Below are 674 nucleotides of genomic sequence, written 5' to 3' on the forward strand. Positions count from 1 at the left end.
AAAATATAAACAATTTTTGAATAGTATGTGTAGGGGAAGCCCTACAATTTTTAAATTAGCAGTAAGTTAAAACTATATCAGTTTTAAAGAGATGTATCCCCAATTCGAATGAACTTTCTACTGATACAATAAATCAGCAATCCCATCCGACCTCCTTCTATGTTTAGCTTTTTACATATGCGTTGTATATATACTTCTATAGTTTTTTCTTCTTTGTTTAAAATAAGGCCTATTTCTTTATAGCTTAACGTGCCGGGTAATAAACTAATAATAGAACGCTCGGTGGCCGTTAAACGAAGGCTTTTCATATTCAATTGCTCTGCCCAACGTTCTTCTCTAAGCAACTTACGTACATCGGCAGTAATGCCCAATTGTTCAGAAAAATAAGGTTGATGATTCAATAAAGCTGCTATGGCTTTCGGTAATTCTTGTGGTATACTATTTAACATTACCACACTGCTAACACCGAGGGCTACCGCATCTTTCACCTGTTTTATGCCCACTTCAGGTACTAGTAGCAAAACGGTTAAGCCCGAATAATGTGTACAAATAAATTCTATTAATGTTAATGATTCTATTTTTTTGGATGGCAAACCCAACACAATGAAATGGGGCAACGGTTTGGCAAAATGAAGTTGCTGTAAAAAATGTACCGCGTTGTTAAACAAAGCAAT

1 protein-coding gene is annotated in these 674 nt (G+C 35.2%); it reads right to left on the reverse strand.

Features of this window, described 5'->3' with window-relative positions; translation table 11 throughout:
- Positions 1-83: 83 nt before the first annotated feature.
- Positions 84-674, reverse strand: a 591-nt coding sequence (locus JK139_RS15415; RefSeq protein ID WP_218332191.1) for a helix-turn-helix transcriptional regulator, incomplete at its 5' end; no start/stop codon positions are given.

This window comes from Hydrotalea lipotrueae, assembly GCF_019249625.1.
In the GTDB taxonomy this organism is placed as follows: Bacteria; Bacteroidota; Bacteroidia; order Chitinophagales; family Chitinophagaceae; genus Hydrotalea; species Hydrotalea flava.